The sequence below is a fragment of the Chryseobacterium sp. BIGb0232 genome (assembly GCF_024810195.1).
In the GTDB taxonomy this organism is placed as follows: domain Bacteria; phylum Bacteroidota; class Bacteroidia; order Flavobacteriales; family Weeksellaceae; genus Chryseobacterium; species Chryseobacterium pennae.
The window spans coordinates 558,179-579,488 of the sequence record NZ_JANUEH010000002.1 but is presented as its reverse complement, the minus strand read 5'-3'; the positions used below and the strand labels follow the sequence as shown (position 1 = coordinate 579,488).

The 21,310-nt window shown below is 32.5% G+C and carries 21 protein-coding genes; 1 reads left to right on the top strand and 20 read right to left on the bottom strand.

All coding sequences use genetic code 11. From position 1 onward, the window contains the following. Positions 1-24: 24 nt before the first annotated feature. Entirely contained in the window at positions 25-1,443 is a 1,419-nt protein-coding gene (locus M2372_RS08650) for an L-serine ammonia-lyase (RefSeq protein ID WP_123319924.1), read from the top strand. A gap of 190 nt (positions 1,444-1,633) precedes the next feature. Here M2372_RS08650 and M2372_RS08645 read toward each other — a convergent pair whose 3' ends face one another. The 20 genes from M2372_RS08645 to M2372_RS08550 all read right to left on the bottom strand — a co-directional run bounded on the left by M2372_RS08645 (position 1,634) and on the right by M2372_RS08550 (position 21,176). Then, positions 1,634-3,286: a serine hydrolase gene (locus tag M2372_RS08645; RefSeq protein WP_123319923.1), complete on the bottom strand. Its 1,653-nt coding sequence runs from the start codon at positions 3,284-3,286 to the stop codon at positions 1,634-1,636. A 5-nt stretch (positions 3,287-3,291) separates the two neighbouring features. Further along, positions 3,292-3,876 (bottom strand): YIP1 family protein, encoded by a 585-nt coding sequence (locus M2372_RS08640; RefSeq protein WP_123319922.1) that lies wholly within the window; start codon positions 3,874-3,876, stop codon positions 3,292-3,294. A 26-nt stretch (positions 3,877-3,902) separates the two neighbouring features. Further along, entirely contained in the window at positions 3,903-4,175 is a 273-nt protein-coding gene (locus M2372_RS08635) for a DUF2089 family protein (protein ID WP_123319921.1), read from the bottom strand. 157 nt (positions 4,176-4,332) lie between these two features. Continuing rightward, positions 4,333-5,175, bottom strand: a complete 843-nt coding sequence (locus M2372_RS08630) for a prephenate dehydrogenase (RefSeq protein ID WP_123319920.1) — start codon at positions 5,173-5,175, stop codon at positions 4,333-4,335. Positions 5,176-5,343: 168 nt separating this feature from the next. Continuing rightward, the gene (locus M2372_RS08625) at positions 5,344-5,787 is read right to left on the bottom strand and encodes a DUF5991 domain-containing protein (protein WP_123319919.1); all 444 of its coding nucleotides are present in this window, start codon (positions 5,785-5,787) and stop codon (positions 5,344-5,346) included. Positions 5,788-5,802: 15 nt separating this feature from the next. Further along, positions 5,803-6,279, bottom strand: a complete 477-nt coding sequence (locus M2372_RS08620; protein ID WP_123319918.1) for a hypothetical protein — start codon at positions 6,277-6,279, stop codon at positions 5,803-5,805. Positions 6,280-6,340: 61 nt separating this feature from the next. After that, positions 6,341-6,985 carry a hypothetical protein gene (locus M2372_RS08615; RefSeq protein WP_123319917.1) on the bottom strand — a complete coding sequence of 215 codons (645 nt, stop codon included), beginning with the start codon at positions 6,983-6,985 and terminating at the stop codon, positions 6,341-6,343. A gap of 23 nt (positions 6,986-7,008) precedes the next feature. After that, on the bottom strand, positions 7,009-8,121 hold the full coding sequence (locus M2372_RS08610; RefSeq protein WP_123319916.1) for an SH3 domain-containing protein: 1,113 nt from the start codon (positions 8,119-8,121) through the stop codon (positions 7,009-7,011). Between the two features lie 128 nt (positions 8,122-8,249). Next, complete coding sequence (locus M2372_RS08605; RefSeq protein WP_148060778.1) at positions 8,250-8,816, bottom strand: hypothetical protein; 567 nt, start codon at positions 8,814-8,816, stop codon at positions 8,250-8,252. A gap of 13 nt (positions 8,817-8,829) precedes the next feature. Then, on the bottom strand, positions 8,830-9,963 hold the full coding sequence (locus M2372_RS08600) for an SH3 domain-containing protein (protein WP_123319914.1): 1,134 nt from the start codon (positions 9,961-9,963) through the stop codon (positions 8,830-8,832). 11 nt (positions 9,964-9,974) lie between these two features. Next, positions 9,975-10,844: a hypothetical protein gene (locus M2372_RS08595; protein WP_148060777.1), complete on the bottom strand. Its 870-nt coding sequence runs from the start codon at positions 10,842-10,844 to the stop codon at positions 9,975-9,977. 111 nt (positions 10,845-10,955) lie between these two features. Continuing rightward, the gene (locus M2372_RS08590) at positions 10,956-11,564 is read right to left on the bottom strand and encodes a hypothetical protein (RefSeq protein ID WP_148060776.1); all 609 of its coding nucleotides are present in this window, start codon (positions 11,562-11,564) and stop codon (positions 10,956-10,958) included. 14 nt (positions 11,565-11,578) lie between these two features. After that, positions 11,579-12,127: a hypothetical protein gene (locus tag M2372_RS08585; RefSeq protein ID WP_148060775.1), complete on the bottom strand. Its 549-nt coding sequence runs from the start codon at positions 12,125-12,127 to the stop codon at positions 11,579-11,581. A 101-nt stretch (positions 12,128-12,228) separates the two neighbouring features. Next, a complete protein-coding gene (locus M2372_RS08580; RefSeq protein WP_148060774.1) occupies positions 12,229-13,056 on the bottom strand; it encodes a tol-pal system YbgF family protein in 828 nt (275 codons plus the stop codon). Positions 13,057-13,196: 140 nt separating this feature from the next. Further along, complete coding sequence (locus M2372_RS08575; protein ID WP_123319909.1) at positions 13,197-14,423, bottom strand: hypothetical protein; 1,227 nt, start codon at positions 14,421-14,423, stop codon at positions 13,197-13,199. A gap of 120 nt (positions 14,424-14,543) precedes the next feature. Further along, positions 14,544-15,386, bottom strand: coding sequence for a hypothetical protein (locus M2372_RS08570; protein WP_123319908.1), 843 nt, complete (start codon positions 15,384-15,386; stop codon positions 14,544-14,546). Between the two features lie 91 nt (positions 15,387-15,477). Continuing rightward, a complete protein-coding gene (locus tag M2372_RS08565) occupies positions 15,478-16,530 on the bottom strand; it encodes a hypothetical protein (RefSeq protein ID WP_123319907.1) in 1,053 nt (350 codons plus the stop codon). Further along, positions 16,521-19,235 (bottom strand): M23 family metallopeptidase, encoded by a 2,715-nt coding sequence (locus M2372_RS08560; protein WP_123319906.1) that lies wholly within the window; start codon positions 19,233-19,235, stop codon positions 16,521-16,523. Before M2372_RS08560 ends, M2372_RS08565 begins: the two co-directional genes overlap by 10 nt. Positions 19,236-19,252: 17 nt before the next feature. Next, positions 19,253-20,101, bottom strand: a complete 849-nt coding sequence (locus M2372_RS08555) for a PAAR-like protein (protein ID WP_123319905.1) — start codon at positions 20,099-20,101, stop codon at positions 19,253-19,255. Position 20,102: 1 nt separating this feature from the next. Next, on the bottom strand, positions 20,103-21,176 hold the full coding sequence (locus tag M2372_RS08550; RefSeq protein ID WP_228455732.1) for a LysM peptidoglycan-binding domain-containing protein: 1,074 nt from the start codon (positions 21,174-21,176) through the stop codon (positions 20,103-20,105). Positions 21,177-21,310: the final 134 nt, after the last annotated feature.

Sequence of the window (21,310 nt, the reverse complement as noted above, 5' to 3'; positions counted from 1 at the left end):
TTTGAGGAAAATGAAGAATCATTTATGGAATCAATATCGGTTTTTGAGATTATTAAAGTAGGGATAGGTCCTTCCAGTTCACATACAATGGGACCGTGGAATGCAGCATCTGCATTTATCAGGATTATAAAAAGAGAAAGATCAATAGAAGACGTTAAAGAAGTTTTTCTTGAATTCTTCGGCTCACTTGCCAAAACGGGGATAGGCCACGGAACGGATATTGCCGGAATGCTTGGTCTGAATGGTGAAGATTACAAGACGATCAATACTACAAAAATTGACGAAAAAATAGACTATATAAAAAGTAGCCAAACCATTAATCTTGGTGGTGAGAAGGTTATTCCGTTTATTTATGGCCATCACTTGATTTTAAATATGAAGAAATCACTTGATTTTCACCCGAATGGAATGATTTTCAGAGCTGTTTTTGAAGACGGAACCGAACTTGTTCAGGATTTTTATTCTGTAGGAGGTGGCTTTATTGCCAGTCAGGAAAAAAACTCAATAGAAAAGCAGTGTGTACGTACAATATATCCTTGTCATAAGGCTTCAGACATTGCAAGATATTGTGAGAAACTGGGACTTAAAAAGATTTCCGATCTGATTTTCATTAATGAAGAAAGCTGGAGAACTCAGGAAGAGACAAGAGAAGAGGCGCTTTACATCTGGCAGCAGATCAAAGAGTGTATTTACAAGGGCGTAAATAAGGAAGGAATTCTTCCCGGTGGATTGAATGTTTCGAGAAGAGCAGCAGGAATCAACAGAAAATTATTGGGTGATAAAATCTATAAAAATAAGGATGAATGGTTTCAGCAGGTTGTAGATGCCGAAGAAAACTTCACCAATATCAATAAATGGATTGCCTGTTTTGCACTGGCAGTAAATGAAGAGAATGCCAGCTTCGGAAGAATTATTACAGCACCTACAAATGGGGCAAGTGGCGTTATTCCTGCTGTTTTGATGTACTCTCAAGCGTTTACAGATTCTGTCAGCGATGATGATATTGTCCGTTTCTTATTGGTAGCAGGAGAAATAGGGACTTTATTTAAGAAAAATGCAACCATCTCTGCAGCGATGGGAGGATGTCAGGCAGAAATCGGAGTTTCATCAGCAATGGCAGCAGCCGGACTTACAGAAATCTTAGGCGGAAGTGTAGGACAGGTATTGATGGCCGCAGAAATTGCGATGGAACATCACCTTGGATTAACCTGTGACCCTATCAGAGGACTGGTACAGATTCCATGTATTGAAAGAAATACAATGGGGGCAATGAAAGCAATTACAGCAGCTAATATCGCATTGGAAAGTGATCCTGCCAAAGCAAAAGTAACTTTGGATGAGGTGATCCAGACGATGTGGGAAACAGCTCTTTCTATGAGCGACCGCTTTAAGGAAACTTCTGAAGGAGGATTGGCAATTGCAGTGAATGTTCCGGAATGCTAGTTTAGAATATTATTCCGGAGGGTTATATAAACTCCATTATTTAAATATAAAATCCTTAGAAACATCTAAGGATTTTTTTTGTGAATGTTATTTTGTTGCGTAGTAGAACCACCCATCAGAAATTCAAAGAATTTTTGACACCCCCAAGGAAGGGAATGATTATGTCTTCAACTGCAATATTAGTATGAAGCTATTTGCCGGGACTTTTTTTATTGAATAGATAAGTTTTCCCACCTTGTGTGAGGTGGAGCTGTTTATTTTCAGGGGTGAAAGAGAGTTTTAGACCAGCTTTTTCAAAGGTAAACTGATCTTTTTCTAGAGCAGTGAGTGGAAATTCCGGCTGATTGGTGCCCTGGGCATATAATGTGTCATCTTTAATCAATATCTTTAAACCCAAAGCAATATCTTTTGAGGTATAATCTCCTACATATTTTTCAAGGTCAGCAGCAGGCGTTTTAGTGTTATCAAATACTGGATATTGATAATCTCTGCCATATACCAGATTCATGATGCCGATATAGAAGCTGTTTTGAGGGAAATTCTTACCGTTGATGGTTACAGCATAGGATAACTGATCTGTAGGTTCAAAGGATACGATAGAGTGGCTTCCTGCTGTAGTACCTCCGTGTCCATAGGATATGATGTTGTAAAATGGTATTTTCATAATTCCTGATCCAAATACTTTCTCTTTTTTATTGGAAATCATCATGTCAAGGGTTTCTTTTTTGATAAATGTACCATTGAATAGGGCATTGATAAAGATATTCAGGTCTTCCGGAGTGGAGGTGATGTCTCCTAATCCGATGCAGTTGTGAAAATCAAAATCCTTTACTTCTTTCCAGCTGCCATTTTTTAATTCATAGGATTTAAAAATATTTTTTGGATTGTCAAGTACAGAAAAAGTATGGGGCATTGGTGCTTTGTTCAGAATGTTTTCCTTTAAAATCTCGTTATAAGGCTTCTTATAGATCTTTTCCAATATTCTGCTCAGGAGGAAATAAGCGGAGTTGGAGTATTTAAACTTTTCTCCGGGTTTAGCACTTACCTCATTTTTTTTGATGGCTTCAATAATGGCTTTATCTCCTACTGCTTTTCCAAATAGCCAATTGTTTTCAATAGATTCTCCTACATAATCTCCTAATCCACTGGTATGATTCAGCATCGTTTGGATGGTGATCTTTTCAGCGTTGGGAATTTCAGGATAGAATTTTGAAAGTGGATCGGTAAGGTTCAGTTTTCCTTGTTCTATAAGCTGAAGAAGCATTACCGCTGTCATAAGTTTACTGATAGATCCTATCTGGTATCCGGTATTTTGGTCATAAGCTGTATTTCCAGGAAGAAGATTCTGACCAAAGTTTCTCTTATAAACAGGTTTTCCATCTCTGAAGATGGCTATACTTCCGATTTCCTGATTATTCTTCACCATATAATCTAAGAATTCATCAATCTTCTGTGTGTTGATTACTTTTCCATTAAGGTAGGAAACCTCGGAACTTTCCGGTTTAATATCCCTGTAAAGGTTTAAAGTCATTGTTTTACCATTCTGGATCAGGTTTCCTTCAAAATGATCTGTTTTGTAGATTCCTTTATAGCCGGCATTTATACTTCCTATTTCAAGACTGAGTTCGTTATTACTGAAATCTGTTTTATCTGTAGGAATTTCTTTAGCGCTCTGCTTGGGACTTATAAGAGTGGTGGTATAGCCTTGTGATTTCTTTGATATTTTAAAAATGACGGGCAGTTTCATGGTTTGGATGTCCACTTCACCATTCCAGGTTCCTTCAATCTGGGCGTGACAAAACTGTGCCAGACATGCCAGCACAAATAATAATTTGATTTTCATAGTATTTAAATAATTTTATTGATGATAATCTGGCAGATCAGAGAACTGATCATTGTTACGGCACAAAAAAGTACAATATGCTGCCATTTTTTAATGTTGGTCGCTGTTTTAAATCCATTATAAAAAAGGGTAACGCTATAAATAAGAGTGGTAATGGATATAATGGTCATAGAAATCATAATCAGGAAATCCACAAAAGGAAATGTTCCTGAGGGACTAGCTTCGTAGTTGGCAACACTTTTTCCTGCGAGTTTAAGGGATGATATTTTTCCTGCGAATTGTAACAGGATCAGAAAGAGTTGGGAGATCAGAACAGTATTGACGATATCAATGATCCTTGTTTTTCCGTTCAGGATTTTGCCTAAAATAAAAAGAATGACAATTGCAGCAGAAAAGCTTAACAGAGTACAAACCGTTATCGTTCCAAGTGAAGCATTTTCTATAGAACTGATTCTGTATATACTGGTAAAGGCAGTATCTGTCCAATATCCTGCAACAATAGACAGAATGACAGCAAGGGTTCCGGCAAGAAGAAGAAGTTTTTCATCAAATCTTTCAAACGGATTGAAAATAGTTTTCCAGTTCATCATGAATGAGTTTACAGGTTAGTATGCGTTTACAGATTATTTTTCAGTTGTTCAACCTTTGTGATCAGGTCATCCATTTTATTTCTCATGGTGGGATAGGATAGGCCGGCCTGTTTGGCCATTTCTTTAATGCTCCCGCTGGACAGGAAAAAATTAAGGACAAAATCCTGTTCCTCACGATTCAGTTTAAGAAGAACCGGAAGTTCATAGTCACCACTTACCTCAGTTTTACAGGTAGGGCATTTCATTTGACTTACATTAAGAGTATTGTCACAACTTGGACAGACTATCGGTAACTTCATTGAATTTATTTTTTACGAAAGTAATGTATTTTTTAATAAAGTTAAAATATTTTTTAACTTTATTAAAATTAATTTTAAATAGGAACAAAAAAATAACCACAAAAAAAGTTATTTTGTGGTTATTTAAATGTTTTTTTACGTATTGATTATCAGTGGTTTATCTTAGAATTCCTCTGATTCTGTTGGCATTTGTAATCAGTTCTTCAAGGTATTCATAGTTTTCTTTTTCTAAAGCAGATTTGAATTTTCTGAGCTGAGTAATGTGTTCATTGAGAACGTCCAGAACATTTTCTTTGTTTTGTTTAAAGATCGGAACCCACATTTCCGGATGGGATTTGGCCAGACGCACGGTACTTGAAAAACCGGAACTGGCAAGCTGGAAGATGGTTTCTTCTTCGCGTTCTTTTTCCAGAACGGTATTGGCCAGAGCGTATGAAGTGATGTGGGAGATATGGGAAATATAAGCAGTATGAATGTCGTGATCTTCAGCATTCATATAGATGGTGTGCATTTCAAGGGCATTTACAATCCCTTCAACGATATTCAGAGCATCATCTGCAGATTCTTCTTTATTGCAGATCACACCGGCTTTACCTGAGAAACTCTCTGCAATAGCAGATTTAGGTCCATTGTTTTCTGTACCCCACATCGGGTGAAAGGCAACGAATCTCGAACGTTTCGGATGGTTTTTTACTGCACCTACGATTCCAGCCTTGGTAGAACCTGCATCCATAACTGTCTGATGATCTGATACAAGATCAAGAACGGCCGGTAGTAATTTTCTGGCCGCATCCACCGGAATGGCAAGGATGATAAGATCTGAATCTTTAATTCCCTTTTCCAGATCTGCTTCTGCGTCAATTATTTTCAAATCTAATGCTTCGGTGATGTGCTGCTTGCTGTTATCTATTCCGTAGATGAAGCTGGCAACGTTTTTTTCTCTTAATTTCAAGGCCATTGAACCTCCGATTAATCCTACTCCAATAATACTTATTTTCATCTTTTTAATTTTTTTTTAAATAAAAAAACCTCGTCAAGGACGAGGTTTTAAGTTATGTTCATAAGAATCCCTATCCCAGATCTGAGTTAAAAATTCTATAATAATATGTTCCGTTGTTAAAATTCACAAAGCGAAATTATAAAATATTTTTTAAAGTTGAGAACTTTTTTATGATTTCTTTTTGAGCCGGATCGGAGTATTGTACTGCCAGTCCTTATTGGGAACTATATTGCTTTGAAGATAATATTTTCTATCTTTCCTGAATACAACAACCAGAGTATCGGTGGGAGGATGGTTACTCATTGGACTGCCTTCAATCTGTTTGATGTATTTTACTATGATCTGTTTTTCATTTCCGGTGATACTGCAGACATCTGTAAAAAAGGTTTTGTAGCCAAGCCCCCAAAAAGTACAGCTGTCTTTGGTAATGGTGAGACCATAATCCAATGTCATTTCTGAGTTTTCATCCAGTTTTCCAAAATCATGAGAGATAGAATAGTCTCCTTTCCACTGGGTATGAACGGGCGTTTCGGAATCTTTTGAAGATCCTTCCGGCAGGCTTTTACAGGAAATTATGCTGAGGAGTGAAAGTATTAAAAATATTTTTTTCATAATGCTAAAGATGTCTTAATCAGCACTGTGAATAATGGTTCTTTTTACGTTTTCACCTTTCTGTTCCAATTCAAGAGTGGTCACTCCGCCGGCAAATAAGAATTCGATTTCAACTTTATTGGAGGATACTTTGTAGCTAATAGTTTCCAGACCATCCTGATGAATTTCCTTTTCACTACTTTGTTTGGGTAATGTCGTAAGAAGATGTTCTGCTTTTTCCACTTCTTTCTCTTTGATGGTTTTTTGATATACAACTTCCATTGTACTGTTAGGGAAAATGCACTCCAGCTCAGTTTCGTAGTCAGCTGTTTTTTCTGTACATTCTTTTAAAGTAGGGAGTATTTTGCTTTCTTCAACAGGTTTTTCCACTACAGGAGCTTGTACAACAGGGCTGTCTTTCTTTATAGGCTCAGTTTCATTTACAGTCTGTTTTGAATCGTTTTTACATCCCGCTAGCAGCAATAAAAAACAAAATGGAATCATCTTTTTCATGGGTTGAAGATAACTCTTTTTTGTACTTAAAATTTTCACTGTTTATGGGGATTTTTACCATTTAGGCATCATAATAAAGTTCCAGTATCAAGTGTCCTTTTTCGTCACACCATCTTATCCATAAGCTTTGTTCATGATCATCTTTTACCATTAACCAATTTCCGGTAATTTTAATAGGATAATAAAAGCTGTCATCATCCAGTGGTTGTGATGGGGCTTTACTATCAGGCATTGTTCTTAAAGGGTTTTCTTTTTCATTGAACCCCACAGAGAAGACAGATAAAATATGCTCCTGAGTGGTCTGATATAAAAACAGTGGATCTGATTCTTTTATATATTTTATGGTATTTTCATTCACCAATACTTTATAAAATCCATTTTCATTGCCTAAGAATTTGAAAACCAAAAGGGTGTATTCAGGCTTCATCATGTAAGGGGTAAGATCATCATCATTGAAAGTATCGTTCATTTGAAACGATTTCCATTCTGAATGATCTTTATTATAAAGTTTGATCCAATCCTTTTGCTGGTAAGTGTTTTTTAAGACAATAAAACCTTTATCTTCTTTTTCATCTTTCTTTTCTGCAGGAGAAGTCACGGATTTTTCTTTATTGGAATCAGGCTTGAAAGGCTCTGTTGTCTTTTTATCCTGACAGGAAAATATACACAGACTTATTAAAGTAAGGGTAGGAAGTATTTTTTTCATAAGGTCTTAAATATATAAATCTTCTATTTGGATTGTATCCTGCTTTTATGGACATATCCTTTTTTTCCGTCCTGTGATGTAACGAACCACCAGTCGCCATTCTGGTCAGTCACTTCAATCTGTTCTCCTGATTTAATCTTCTGCAGCACCTGAGAGGTAATGCTTTTGTCTTTTCTTAGGTTAGTAAAGCCATCAGGATCTATTATTGTTAAATATATCTTTTCCTGATTGCCTCCATATAGTAGTCCATAATCTTTAGAATACTTTTCAAGAGAGGCATAGCCATAATATTTATTTTTTTGAAAAGATTGCTTTAACTCTGGGTGAGAAATATAAATGTTATTTAGTAATAAATATGATTTATCTGACTGAATATCGATATCCTCTTTATCGATAAAACCAAGTTGTAAAAGATAGGCAATAGCTTTTTCTAATGTAGCATGAGGAATTCCGTTAGTTTTTGTAATATTCTCTTTATTATCAGCAAGATAATTTGTTAATGCATATAAAAAAGAATCTTTGGGTTTTAAGCTTACTAACAACTTTTCTCTAATTTTAAATGAGCTCGTTGAGGAGTTGTAGAACACAAATGCTAATCTAGAGTTTTGTTCAATATCATCCCAATTTTGGATGTTTTTAACTGCTGCATTGAAAAGAGCTTCATTTTTTTCATAATTAAATAGAATGACTAAATCAGTTGTTAAATTTGGGTTTTTAGAGGCAATATTTAAAATCGATGTCAAATCATTTTGATAAATAATTTTATTCAGTGATAATAATTCCTCAAAATAAGGAAGCTTTTTGTTACTATTTATATCTACTTTAACATTATCTAAATCTGGTAAAATATCATTATCTATTTTAATATATTTTCCTTCTTTTGATATTTGATAATTGGTGGCTTCATTGAATGCTAGAAAATCATTGTATCCATCTTGAAGTTTTTTAGGTTGAATACCAAGTAGATCCGCATTAATTTTATTGAATTGTTCCTCAGTATTCTCGAATTTATTATTCTTGAAATAACTTTCAATTATTTTAGTTTCCTTACTTTCAGGGGAAGGAAGTGTAGATTCTTTCTGATTGCCTGAACATGAGATTAAAATAAAGATCAGGGAGAGTAAGAAATTTTTCATTTGTGTTTTATGGTTTTACTTTATTGTCTTTAACTCTTTGTATGGTTGTCAAAAATCTCAATTTTTCAAAAAGAATATACGTTTCAATTTTTGATTCTTTTTCTAGATTGAATTCGTTAATCTTAACGCTATTTGTTTAATAAGTTTATTAAAAATTCACGATCTATATTTTCAAACTTAACATCTCCAAAATCTTTAGAAGTATAATTTTTATTAGGTATACTTTTATCAGGATCATGCCTGTCCGTAAATTCTATACTATATTTGTGTAGAAGAAGGTCTTTGTCAAATTTAAATGTGATGTATTCTTTCAGGTAGTATTTATCTGTACAATTATACTTTTCTATGGTAAAGTAATTATTTTTCAATACAATATTGTCAAGACTTGTGTCTGGACAGTTTGGGTTACCTTCTAAAACTTTTGTATTGACAAATTTTTTATTTATCCTATTAAGTGTTACTTCAATTATACCATCCAAATCAGAATTAATTGAAAAAAACTCATTTTTATATATTTCATGAGGTGTATTTGGCCTTTCTGTAATATTATTAACAGCTTTACGGGCTATTAAAGCATCTTGAGTTTTTAAAGAATTATAATTTATAGAGTTTTCTTTTTTACGCTTCATTTTACTTTCTTGTCCATTACAAGAAAGTAAAATGAAGGCGAAAAGTAAGGACAGGGTTTTCATCATTTGATTAGCATATTTATTCAGATTTTATTCTACTTTTGTGAACATATCCCTTTTTTCCTTCTTTTGATACCACTAACCACCAGTCTCCACTTTGATCTAATACATCGATCTGTTCACCCGTATTTATTTTTTGTAAGATTTGAGAAGAAGAATTTTTATCCTTTCTTAAATTGGTATAACCGTCAGCATCCTGTACTGTAAAGATGGCACTACTTTCCTTTTGATAGGTGTATTTTACATATTTTTTTAAAGTAGGTAAATCATAGAAATTGTTTTTTTCCAGATTTGATTGATATTGTGGATTTTTATTCAGATAACTTTCAATATCACCTTGAATTCCCACTCTTAGTTCTCGCTCAAATAAATAAGAAATTGTCTGTTCTGGTTCATCATATTCTTTAGGTGAAGCTGAAATTGTATTGATAATTTCACCTATTCTAAGATATCCATTTCCCTCTTTTGCATAAGAAAAATCTTCAACTTTACCTTTATAGGTGATGGTTTCTATATCATCAAATATTTGTTTTTTTAATTTTTTATGAGTACCGGAGTCTCTAAAGATTAATTCTTCCATCTCAGAAAGGCTATTAAAATCAAATTTTTTAAATATTGATTCTACAAGTTTTTTATCTTTATTATACCCGTAATGAACGACTAAATCATATAGAAGATTGGAGCTATTAGACTGTAACCAGACATAAGATACAGGTGTATTATAAAATACATAGGAATTAAAGTGATATAATAAATCGGGATTTATAAATTCAGGTTCATTGGCATTGGCATCCTGAATGAAGATAAATTGATTTTCCCTAATGGCCACTTCAGGAAACATTGAAAGGCGTAAGGCAATAATAGGATTTGAATATTCTTTTAAATTAATGGAAAATACTTCTGCAACCTTGTGATTGAAAGTATTTTCATCCGGAAATTGAAATTTTCTTTGTGCTAATATTTTTTTTGCTGTCTTTATAAATTCAGGAGATAGATCATCATAGTTTGATTTTGTTCCATCTCCTTCATCTGTAATATTGTATGGAGCGTTTTTTAAAGAGTTCATTTCTTTGTTATTCTGTAAATGACCTTTACTTTCTTGTTTATTGCAAGAAAGTAAAACGATAATAAAAAGTATAGAAATTCTTTTCATTGTTTCTTAGGTTAATGAGCTTTCTGTTTATTGAAATTTCCCATATCATTTAAAGCATATAATGCAATTAATTTCCTTTTGTTATTATTTTCAGAATAAATGGATATTTCATATTTTTCATTAATGGAAAATACAGTTGTTTCATCACTATCACCATTGCTATTACCTACTTCGAGCCCATCGATTAATTTTCCTTCTTTTAATGTAATAAGATACAGTAAGTCACTGTCTCCACTCATATTATTGATAATATACAAATCAAAATTTCCTTTTGAAGGAATTTGTGCCATTGCGTCTACATTAAGTTGATACTTTTGTTTAAATAAGTTTTTGATATTGCTATCAGAGGGAGTTTCTAATTTAATTTTGTCACTTAAATTTTTATAATCCAATGGTAATACAGTAGATATTGGAATACTGTTGTTTACTTGCTCAGGTTTTTTAGCTTCAGGATTGCCTTTGGATTCAATTTTATTTTCTTTCTTTAAAATACATTTAGTAGGAGCATAATATTCTCCATGAGGTGTTTTTATAATTTCCCAATTTAGATTTTTATCTATTATTTTTATAAGACATGTTCCTTTTCCAGAATTGAAAAAACTGTGAAATTCACCAACATAAGCATTTTTATCTTTATTGAAAATTGCTTTTATATTGATATTTTGTTCAAAATCACAGTCAAGTTTTTGTCCATTGTTATATACTGCACAATATTGTGCAAATAAAGAATCTTTAGTGATTCTTTGAATTTTAATGGTAAATTCTTGACTTTTGTCTTCCGATCTCAAATGCCACGAACCAGGAAAAAGTAGAAGCTCTTCTTTTTGTTTTCCCGAGCATGAAGTGATGATAAAGCTTAGTAGAATTAATAAGTTTTTCATTTGTGTTTTATGTTTTTACTTCATTCTGTCTTTAACTCTTTGTGGTACTCTGGACATATCTTTTGATTGACTCTCGATGAAAGTATACTTGATATATGCTTCTTATTACACTTAATAATAAAGATTATATTTCTCCATTTCAACATCTAAAGACTCATCCAGATAATGTAGAGAATCAGATTTGATTGTACCATCAGGACTTATGCTGCTTTCTGTGTAAGAAACGATGCCTGCTGAATTTCCTCTTAAAGGATTTAAGGGAAAATACTTTATTTGCCAGATTTTATTTGTCTTTGCATTAAAATAAGACAGACAGTTGTAGTTTCCAAAACCTTCTCCTGAAATATTTCTGTAAAATTGTATTGAATCTGTTTTTTTATTGTTGACGTAAGTAAAGAGGTTTACTTTTATGATACTTCTATCAATTTGTTTTTCTTTTACAAGTTTAATGGAAACATTATCTTTTAAAGGAAAATAGGATTCATTATTTTCTGATAACGTATATTTTTTTAGATATTCTTCATTTTGTTGTTGTAAGACCATGTCTCCTTTTTTGTTCTTCAGAGAATTGAAGTAATTTGGACTTGCAAGAATGGAGTCTCCAGAAAAATAATTTTTATTGTGCCCAGCATTTTTTGATAAATTATCCACTGTTTTTTTACAACAAACACTCACTAATATCATCAGTAGTAAAGCAGATGAACTATATATTTTTTTCATATTTATTCGAAATATTAGTATTTTATTGTTTCTGAATTATAATTCTCGAAGGTATTGATGCCAAAATCTTTAGTTGAATATACCACATCCTTGTCTTGATTTGAATCAGGATATATTGTTGAAAATCCCAATTTATGTAAATAAATAGAGTTGTTTTTTTTATCAAAAATGAATGTGGTATACTTATTTTGTATAGGTTGTGATGAAATATTCTCTTCTACGGTAAAATAATTATTTTTAATGGCTATATCACGGAATCCTTCGGCGTAAGAATTAGGATTGTATGAGTTTATAATTTTGCTATTGCTATACTTAGTAAATTCCCCATTTTTCTTATAAATTAGAACATAGATTGTTGAAAAACTATTTTCTGCATCTGTCTTTCGGGGAGTAAAAACAAGTATTTTATCTTTAATAGTATCCATGTTTAAGTCACATTCTTTATTCAAAATAAGGCTGTCAGTAACACTTTTTGATTGAATAAGCTGATCTAATTTTGATAATTGAGGATGTTTATCATCAACCTCTTTACCACGGTTGACTATGGATGAATTAGTACTCATATTTTGTATTTCGTTGTGTTCATTTTTTTTCTTATCCCTTGAACATGAAATTGAAATAAAGAGTATTAGGATTAAAAAGTTTTTCATTTGTGTTTTGGCTTTTATTTCATTCTGTCTTTAACTCTTTGTGGAACTCTGGACATATCTTTGGATTGACTATTCATAAGATTAAAATACTTTATATAAGCTTCTTTTGACACTTGTTTATTGTTAAGTCCCCATTTCGAATCAGCATAGTTTAACCAAGCTACAACTCTGTTAGGATATTGTGAGAGTATTTTATCAAGAATGAAAATAGAGTTATTATAGTTTTTATTTTGTTCCTGATAGTAGGCTATATTATTGTAGTCATTTACTGTTTTTTCATTTAAAGGGTATTGCTTTAAAAGTAGTGTGATTTCATTATCATTTAACGATGAGGTACATTGATAGTCTTTATTAATTTTTGAAACAATATCCAATGCCTGTTTTAAGTCCAACTTCCTAGTGTACATTGCCAAATCCTTTTCAGTAAATGTATTGATATCGTTAGGAGAAAGCGCAGAACCATTTGTAGGTAAATAAGTATATGACAGTTTACAAATATCATCCTGTTCCACATAGGTTTCTTTTGAAAAGTCTATTTTGTTTAATTGTATAGTATTGGAAGCTGAAGTAAAATAATATCTATAAATAAGAAGATTATGGGGATTATCATCTTCACTAGTCTTTTTTACTATGAGAGAATTGTTTTCAAAATAAACATCATCTGATTTTGGAACAATGGACTTTGTTGCGAAGTTTACAGTGTAGTTGTTATCTTGTATAGAGAATGTAAAGTTTTTATCTTTAATAATTAAACTGCTTTCTTTTCTACTCTTCATTTTACCTTCTTGTCCATTGCAAGAAAGTAAAATGAAGGCGAAAAGTAAGGAAAGGGTTTTCATCATGTGTTGTTGGTGTCAATTTAATCTTTATTATTATGCTTTTTGAAAATATGGAATAGTTTATCCTTTACATAAATTGTTCTATTTAAATGTTTGAAAATAAGCCCTTACCCTCATTTTGATATTATTGAATGAATATCTTGTTATTCTCCAGATTGGTTTGTAATAGGTGCTTCTTCTTCAAATTGGGTACTATTTATAACTTCCTTCAAAGCGGTTAAACCATAGTAGTTATTTTTTTCTATTATTTTTAATATTTCTGGATGAGCAGCGGTAATATTGTACAACGAAGTGCCCGCATTTCGCCATGCAGAATTGCTATTTAAAGGTTTGTATTTGTAAAATGCAGGACTTTCTATATTTGCTACGTAAGCTACTATTTTTGCTTTTTCTTCAAGTGTGAATTTTTTTGAAGGTGCTTCTGAAAATATCCCATCTTTATCTTCTTTAAATAAGTAAACTATGTATTTACTTAAAGCGTATATAAATCGATCATCATTCTCGTTTGTGTTTTGAGAAACATAATTTAACAAACCTTCTTGAGTTTGTAATTTTCCTTGACAATCCTTGGTGAAAAATACTTCTCCTAATTTTGCTCCATACCAAATCTGCCCTGATTGTGTATATGATTTATATAAGTCATCTATGACTTGCTTATTAATTTTTTGTTCTTTATCATAACCAAAAGTAATTACCAGTTTTTTTAGAAATTCTTTGTCATTAGCCAAAAGCCATGCAAGATCGGCTTTACTGTTATTGAATAAATACTTATTCCGGGCTACTAGTTTATTTATATTTTCGAAACGTTTTTGGGATAAATTTTTGTCTTCATTCCATTTTGTAATATGTACATCATTTTGAATATTGTTAACTTTATCCTCAAAGCTTTTAGTTTCTGGAAATGCAGTTGAATAATCGATAATTTCTGGAATTGCAAATAGTTCAGTAATAAATCTATTATTTTTAATTAAATAATAAGACGTTGGTTCCATTTCATCGTCAGTGTTTCTATTATAAGCAATTGATTTGTTACAGGAATTTTTGCCATCTAAGTAAATGTATTTACTATCAATGCTATAGTCTATCTTTCTTTTGAAAATATCAAGTACTTTTTGTGAAAACTCCTCATTAGACGGAGATTTGTAACCCTTTTTAATTAATTCTGATTCTAATATTGGTACCGCACAATCAAGATCTGTTTGACCGTATGTGTAGTTAGGATAATCTGTTTCACTTTTTTCTGCTGAGAAACCTGCCTGAAGCTGAGGTTGAAGGCATTGGGGTGTTGTTATAATTTCATTTGTTTCCTTTTTTTGTTTATCTGAGCATGAAATTGAAATAAAGAGTACTAGGATTAAAAAGCTTTTCATTTGTGTTTTGGTTTTTACTTCATTCTGTCTTTAACTCTTAACGACACTGGGAAACTTTCCAACTTTACGTTACATTTTATTAAAATAAGATGAAGAATATTTAGTTTTTTAAAAATATATTTATGGAGTAAATGTTTTAACTATAATTCCATTGTTATAAACATTTATTTTTTCAACTGGCCCTTCTGGAGAAATATTCCACTCTTTATTTCTAATACCGTTATTATATTCACCGTCCATCCATATAGATTTATTATATTCAAAAGAATATCTTTTTTCTTCCCAATGTCCATTTTTTAAATGATTTTTTATATTCCCTTTTATTTGGTATTCATAAGTGTTATCTTCATGCTCTCCCCAATTTTTGTTTAGTTGCTTTTCTTCGTTTGTAAAGTAATCTAAAAACTTATTTTCAGATATTAAGTATTGAAAATGGTTATATTCCTTTTTATTTTTCTGTAAAACTATATTTAGAATATTAGCATTATCAATTTTTGAATATCTTTTGTAAAGTTCTTCAGAGATTAGATTTTCATAGACAATAATTGAAGAATTATCACTATTATTTGTGTCTAAATTATCTGTTGTAAGTAAAATAGCTTCATAACTAGCATCCTCATATTTTATTTTAACACAGTATGAATTAAAATTTTGATTGTTGATAATATATTTTTTATAAGTATAAATTTTTATAAGATTTTCATTATCTGGTAGAAGTGCATCCCACATATAAGGCCTTTCAAAATCTCTTTCTAATGATTTTTTATATGTTTGTATAAGTTTTTCCCTAGCTGAATGAAGGATTTCTTTACCAACATATGATTCGTCTATTGACAAAAAATCTGGAATTTTACTTTGAACCTGAGATACGCCAACTTCGGGTAAGGTCTTAGATAAATCTTTTTTCTTATCCCTTGAACATGAAATTGAAATAAAGAGTATTAGGATTAAAAAGTTTTTCATTTATGTTTTTAGTTTTTTATATTTTACATTTCTGCTTGTAAAAAAACAAAATATGATGACTTGATTACAATTTTAATGATTCTAAAAGGTATTACTTAGAATTAATTGTTTTAATATTGAAATTCTCAAACGAAATAAGTCCGAAATCTTTTGTGGTTTTTTCTGTTTTAGACTCTTTTTCATCTCCAGAAGACATTTCAGTAGTTAAAACAGAGTATCTATGTAAATAAATCCCTTTTTTAAGCTTATCATATTTAAATGTTATAAAACTTCTATCAATGATACCCCCACCTCCATTAGCCTGCTCTACAGTAAAGTAATTGTCTTTAATTTTAATATCAGAAAATCCAGATGCAACGTTGTCGGGATAATAAGGTTCAATTATATTATCATTGGTTAACGTTATAAATTTATTTTCATTATTACTTAATTTAACAACTATTTTGAAAAGTTTAGAATCACTGGGGTTTATTTCTTTATTCCATTGAGTGTTATAAACTGTTATTTGGTCGAGTTTTCCGTCTTGGTTAATATCAGCTTTCTTTTCAGTAATAATAGAATATTTAGTATCTTTTTCAATTCTAGAAAGTTTTATTTGTTCAATTTTCTTTAATTGAAAATTCTTTTGTAACTGATTGAGTGTGACTTCAATATTTACCACTTCTTCATTTAGAGACAAAATAATAGCTTTTTGTTGTTTATTTTTTTCAGCATTCTCATTTTCATAAACAAAGTTTCCAAAATATGATAAGTCCTTTTTATCACTATTATATAAATATACATAAAATGTTGAACCATAATAATCATCTCCTTCTATTAGAATAAAGTGATTCTCACTATTTTTAAAATTCCAGATATTTACTTGAGCACTTTCAATCGTAATATCGGTCTCATAAAGACTATTATTTACAGACAAGTTTAAAGTTTGTTTTTCTGATGGGATTAGTTTACAAATGAGTTCCGGAAATTGATAGGTAAATGTATCTTTATCCTCTGAAGTTATTTTTTGCAATATGAAATTTGAGAGTGTTTTCTCTTCTGTTTTCATATCAATTTTTTCTAATTTTTTCTTTTTATCTTGTCCGTTGCAATTAAATAATGCTATTAATAGCAGAGGCAAAAACCATTTTCTTATTATTTCCATTCTTTTTCTTTTAATTTATTTTGAAAGTCAATTTCGCTTTTAGATAATTCATTTTCTGTTTTGAAGTGAAAGTACATCGCAGGGTTACATTTTCCATTAAGGCCAGGAGCTGATCCAACATTAGATACTTCAAAGTGCAAGTGAGGATTTCTTGTGGTAAAGTTTTTACCACTCCAACCAGATATTCCTGTCAAGCCAATTACATCATTATATTCAACAGGATCTCCTTCTTTGAAAAAATCATTTTTACTTAAATGCCAAAATGTTAAATAAATTGTTCCATTATGATTAAATCCTCGTTCTAATATTTCTCCTTTATTTTTATATGTGGGTTGATATGATTTGTTTTGTAAAGATTTAAATGTTTCTTTATCTAATACCTCAATTACCACAACATTACCTGCCATAGATCCTGAAGTATATATTTTACTTATTTTTCCTTTAAAACAAGCATAAACTTTAGTTTCTGGAACTGCTAATAAGTCACACCCTGTATGATTTGCAGATCCATCCCTTATTTTTTCTCCAAATGAACCATGCCAAGGCTTGTATCCTCCTCCTTGAGAATACAAACATAACATTGGATTATCAATTGGCATCCTCCATTTACCATTAGTCTGTGGTGTAGTTTTTTTAGCATTATTTATTGTACATTGATCAATTTTAAAAACTTTTGACGTTATTGCGTCAAAAGCATCTTGCTTAGGCTGATGATTTTTTGATACTCCATTTCTAATTACATCATTTCCCACTAATGGACAAATTTTTCCTTTTACATCTCTTGTTTTGTTAGCGAGTTCATTTATTTTTTTCCATTTAAAAAAAATCATTCCACTCGATACACATAAATCTATTCTTTCTCCAATAGCATCCGGGTTTTTCAAAACATCAACATTATTATATTTTAAAGTATAAGGATTACAGTACTTATAAAACCCTTTTCCTGTCACTTGTATTAAGCCTCTACCTCTGTAAGTCCAACCGTCATTTGGTTCTGTATTTTCTAGTTCCTTAGCTTTTGCAGCAGGAGGGGAATATGCATAATTTGCAATTTTTATCTGCGTCTCTATTGGAACATCAATGGCTTTTGGATCTTTTCTATCCCTTATTGTACGTCCCCAAAGTTTTGCTTTTTCTCTCCCTTCTTTAGTTTGAAAAGCTTTAAATGTTCCAATAATTGATTCCCAATAATAATTAAAACCTTCTCCTTCTTTTAAATTAAGAGCGTCCCCTGCTTCTACTCTTGCCTGTGCAAAAAAATGCGCTTTATTCCAGCAAGTATTCATACCCAAGTCTTTCATATATTTAGTATATGTATCGGCCACAAGTTTTCTATTAGCTTCAGAAGCATTTGGAAAGATAGTTTTTAAATCATCAGCGGTTACTGCTTTGTCACAATTAGGACATCCTCCAGTATTTGTATCAGGCTTCGGCTCATTCTTCACCCCAGTCGCCGTATTCCCATTATTCTGCGGCTTTGGAGCTTCCATAATATCCACATCAATAATTTTTGATTTAGCAGAGATGTCTATATAAATAACTTCTGCGAAGATTTCCTGTTGTCCTCCTTTCCAGTATTCTCCACTATCAGGGTTTTTAGAATCATTACCTACCTCTCCGGTTTTTTGCATGGCGGCAGTTAAGGGCATGGAAAGATTTATTTTGTCACCTAAGAACGTGTGTTCATGGCTATATAAAAGATCATTGTTTCCAATCGTGTCATGCTCCCATATTTTAAGGGTGTATTTTTTGTTTTTAAGGTTTTTAGACTCTATATGAACAATTATGGTTTCTCCAAATTTAGGATTTTTAGTAAACTCTTTCCCATTTTTATCGGTCAGTTTTACCTGAGTGATAACTCCTTTTTTATCCGGCTGGTTATTAGGCGAATTAGGTCTTGTAGATCCTTTGGGAGAATTGGGTTGAGGCTTGGGTGGAGCGGGTTTGGGTTGTGATGTTCCACCAGTACTTCCTGCTGGTTTTTTAGGGGGAGCAGGAGGAGCTTTATACTCAGGGTTATTGGCATTGGCATTATCTGAGGCTTTTAATTTCCCATTATACTCTGCGGTAATATAATATTCATGCTGCTTTTTATCGTCTTCCCTTTTGTTGGCAAGAGCAATATAGGTATTGAGCAATGTAAAATTCCAACGGGCATTTCCCTGGCTGTCTACCAAGACAGGAGGCGATTTTACGATAGATTGATTCTTTTTATTGTGGCCATCACCTTTTTCATCATCTTCCCAGAGCGTGAAAATAACATGTTCGCCCTCCATACCTTTGCATTTAGCTATTGCCCAGAGGCGATCCTGATAACTTAATTTTTTATTAACCGGAGTGCCATCCTGAAAAGTAAGCTTTACATCAAGAATATTTTTTTCTGCCGAAGGCTGCTGTTCATTCTTTTGAGGCTGTACGATAATAGACATAGGTTCTTTACCTTCAGGGCTATGAAGATAGGCTTCAACTCTGTAGGTATATTGCCAGGCATCTTTGCCAAAAGTAAATTCGCCAATTTTTTTCTTAATGTCAGTGGTGGTAAACTTACCATCTGCTCTTTTTCTGAACAATTCCCAGGTAACGAGGGAGTCTTTTCGTTCATTAGCCGGAGTACTGGTATACCATTCCGTGACTTTATACAATGCTTTTTCTCCTGTTTTAGGAGAAGTATTTCCGGTGATTCTTAAAACGCCTTTTTTTGCCATGATCTTTAGTTTTTTAGTTACCAGGCTTCTGCCTCCTGTTCATCTGTTTCTGCTTTGAATTGGTCAAAATTGACAACAGGATTATAAACCTGCTGCTCCTTTGTATCTGCTTTATTGACCTGGTTTTTGCCTGCTTCACTTTGCTGGCCGTGTTTTAAGATCGTTATTTTACCACCTGTGGCGCACATCAGTTCAGATATTTCTGTCAGGCAGCTCTTTCCCATAACCTTTACTTTTTCATAGGGTTTTTGCCATTTTCCGGCAGCGGCATAAGCGCAGGGAAGATATCCTCCCGAAGTGGGTTTAAGCTTACATTGCCCAAAAGGTTGTGCAGGAGGATCGAATTGCAGATCATCTTCTGTTACAGCAAGATAATCTGCCTGTCCTTCTTTATCATTCCAATAATGCTTCTGGTGACTCGTTACTTTAAATTTTGGAAACTTGAAACCCTGATTACATTGTACGGTTCCTTTCTGTATGATAAAATATTTTCCTTCGTGGGGATTGGAACCACTATCTCCAACTTTATCTTTCTTTTCTTCTTTTTTCTCTTGGTTTTTATCTGATTTGTCAGTTGATTGGGCTTCACCGGATGACTGCTCCGAAGAAGCTCCCTCGTTGGTTGCTTCATCTGTAGCTTCTTCCTCAGAAGATGGATTAGAAGGATATTGAGAACCGGATTCCTCAGCCATAAGCTGTGGATCTTCCGGAATGAGTATTTTCTTTCCGGGAACAGGTTTCTGCATAATATCCTCTTCTGAACAATGGAGGTTGTGATAGGTCTTTAAGATACCTTCATTTTTCAGCTTAAATTGCTGAGCCAGAGAGCTGAAGGTGTCGCCCTGCTTTATGATATAATTTTTCATATTATCCTTGTGTTATCGTAATGGTGTGTTTTTGAATTGATTCTTCTCCACGCCATAGGCTTACAGTAGCCGAGGCCTGAAGAAGGGTTTTATTTTTCCTATGGGTGGTGTATTGAATGATAAATTCTCCTGAAACGGGATCATCAGCAGGTTCATTATATTTTGTTCCCGTTTTTAATTCCTGTAAACTGTAGAATTCTGCACTGTTGCCTGTCAGAAGGGTTGTAATATGCTCCTGATCTTCATTCTCCTGCTCACTGTCCATAATGCATTCCACAGGAAAGGAATTTTGCAAAAAATAAAAAGCTTCTGTCCAATCTGTTTTCTTGTGAAACCAATCCATTTTCGGGAATAAAGTCTGAAAGAGCAGCGTACTTTGAAACTGTTGAAGAAAAAACTTCTCATCCGAAATATTCTTTTCAAATGTATTCATATAACGCTCAGAGATCTCTCCGGCGAAAAAGTCAAGATCTTTCCGTTGGGCTGAGTAGGTATTGGCAATCTTTTTATGATCTGAAAATCCTGTAATTTTGCCTGATTCACTTAGGGTAAAAGCAATAGGCATAATACTTTTCATACAGGCAATGGAAAGCTCACTCATCTTATCCTCAGGAGTTTTGCTATTGGTTTTAAAATTCCCCTGACGGTAAGAAACGATATGAAGGTTCTTATTTTTGTCTTTATGAACATCAAGATCTATACTATAATCTATAGTTAAAGAAGGTTCAAATGGGTTTTCAAACGTCTCAGAGACCTTATAAGTTTTGGCAAAAAATGAATCTGACGCCTGTGAAGAGGGAAGTGTATTTTTTCTTTTTTGCTCTTTTTCTTTTCCTGTTCGCAATTGTACAGGGACGAAAACACTTTTCACCTCATTAAGGTTCTCAAACCAGATTCTATCCATTCTTTGACAATGGGAATTGTGAAATGACTTGAGATCTTCTCCGGTAATACCCAACCGGGAAGCAATGGAGCTCAGGGAATCTCCGTTACGAACCTTATATTCTAAAAAACCAATTTCCATCGTAAGTGAATTATACCATAAAACTATTAAAAAACTAAATTTGAAATTCATTTTTAAGGTTAAATTTTAAAAATTGTAGTAAAACTACGACAAGAGAATATTGTCCTTTTGATAGAAAACAATGAGCAGATTTATTAATTTTGTAGAAATGTCCGGCGGTCATACTGCTTGTCATCATCCAATTC